Source organism: Paracraurococcus lichenis (genome assembly GCF_030657435.1).
Classification (GTDB): domain Bacteria; phylum Pseudomonadota; class Alphaproteobacteria; order Acetobacterales; family Acetobacteraceae; genus Paracraurococcus; species Paracraurococcus lichenis.
The window spans coordinates 1-1,666 of record NZ_JAUTWS010000275.1; the positions used below are offsets into that span (position 1 = coordinate 1).

Here is a 1,666-nt window from a genome sequence, read left to right on the forward strand (position 1 = left end):
CTTGCGCGCGGGCGAGACGGATCGCCTCGGCACGCGCCAGCAGTTCGCCAGCGCTACGCCGCATGCCAGGCGAAGCATTGGCTTCCGGCGCTAGGACCCGACGAAGCTCGGCGCGCAACTCGGCCGCGGCGCCCGGCCCGTTCTCAAACAGGTGCAGCAGCAACTTGGTTTTCTTAGCCTCCGGCAGCGCCGTAATAGCCCGGCGGACAGTTGGCCCCGACAGGTCCGCCAAGCCCGGGTCGGCAACACGCTCGGCCGCTGTTTGGATGAGATCGGGGTCGATTGCAAAGAACTGGGCAAAGGCCTCCAACGCCGGCGTCATCGGCCCGAGACCGGGCAAGGGCTCCGGTTCGTCCTCCTCGATGTCGCCCGCTTCGACTGCGGTCAGCCAGAGTAAATAAAATAAGCGCAGGTCGCCCGTCAGCAGGTCGGCCCGCAACGGCGCCAGACTTGCGAGCCATCCGGCGCCGTCATCCCACTCTTCCCCTTTCACCTCATCGCGGTGGATGTCGAGGATCAAGTGTTCCCCTTTGACGAGCAGCCGCGCACTATCGACCTTTCGGAGCAGTGCCTTGCAACGGGTGCGGTCGACCAACCTCACTGGCAACCGGATCATGAGCCGCCGTGAGCCCCAGTTGGAGAGATAGAGGTGCAGGTCGAACCAGCGTTCCATGAACGTCGTTGGATCGCCTTTGAGGTCGCCCCATTGGTAAGTGTTTGTGAAGCTCGTTGCGGTGATGCGCGCGCGTGTTGAAATCGCACGGAGTGCCCGGCGGTCCGCCTCGTCGAGCGGATGGTCGATCGCCTGGAATTCATAGTACTGGTATTCGCTCATGGCCTTCGGCTGTTGGACGCCCCGGGCAATGCGCTCCGGCCGCTCCGGCGCCCCGCTTAACCCGCAGGCCACACAGTCCATCCCCACCCTTCGCCCCCGACGGGCCCAGAGCCGGAGCCTATCAGCCCTACCCTGGCCGGCCAAACGGGTCGGTTGGCGAAGCCTGATAGAACCGCCTACCTGGGAGTGACTGCCGCGAGGATCTGCTCTCTTGTCGCCTGCAGGTCGGCACCACGACAGGTGCTGATCTCCAGCGCGAGGCGCTCCAACGCCGCCTCGAAGACCTCCCTCTCGCCGTGACTGCGATCGGCACTGGTGCTGTTCGGCCCCAGGTCCCGGATGACCTCAGCGACCAGCCGCGGATCGCCGCTGTTGATCTTGGCCTGGTATTCGACGGCCCGCTTGATCCAGGGCAGCCGCGCCATCTTGGCCTTGCCCCCGAGGACATCAAATGCCTCGGCGATCAACGCCTCGCCTGCAGGCCGACGAATGCCGATCGCCGCGATCTTGGCGTGAGGAACCTGCATGGTCAGCTTGTTCGCAGGAAAGAAGATCTCCAGCACCCGTAGGCTCTGGCCGGCAATGGCCACTTCCTTCACTTTGGTCAGGTTCCCGATCCCGTGGACGGGATGCATCAACAGGTCACCCGCGGCGTAGCCCTCCGCTTCCCTGGCAGCTGCTTCCTGGGCGGCGGCGGTTGGCTCTGGGCGGGACACCGGTAGGCGCATTGGGCGCATTGATCGGGCGACCTCATTAATTGACTTGAGTTTCGAGTTCATCTGGCCGTGCTCCGGCAATGGCCGCGGTCTGATCGGGCTGTTCGGGTCGGTC

At 64.8% G+C, this 1,666-nt stretch carries 2 protein-coding genes; both read right to left on the reverse strand.

Annotated features, from left to right (window positions below):
* Positions 1 to 835 (reverse strand): hypothetical protein (locus Q7A36_RS39650; RefSeq protein ID WP_305109294.1); only part of this gene is annotated, 835 nt, incomplete at its 3' end.
* A gap of 176 nt (positions 836 to 1,011) precedes the next feature.
* A partial coding sequence (locus Q7A36_RS39655; RefSeq protein WP_305109295.1) for a CarD family transcriptional regulator occupies positions 1,012 to 1,666 on the reverse strand: 655 nt, incomplete at its 5' end.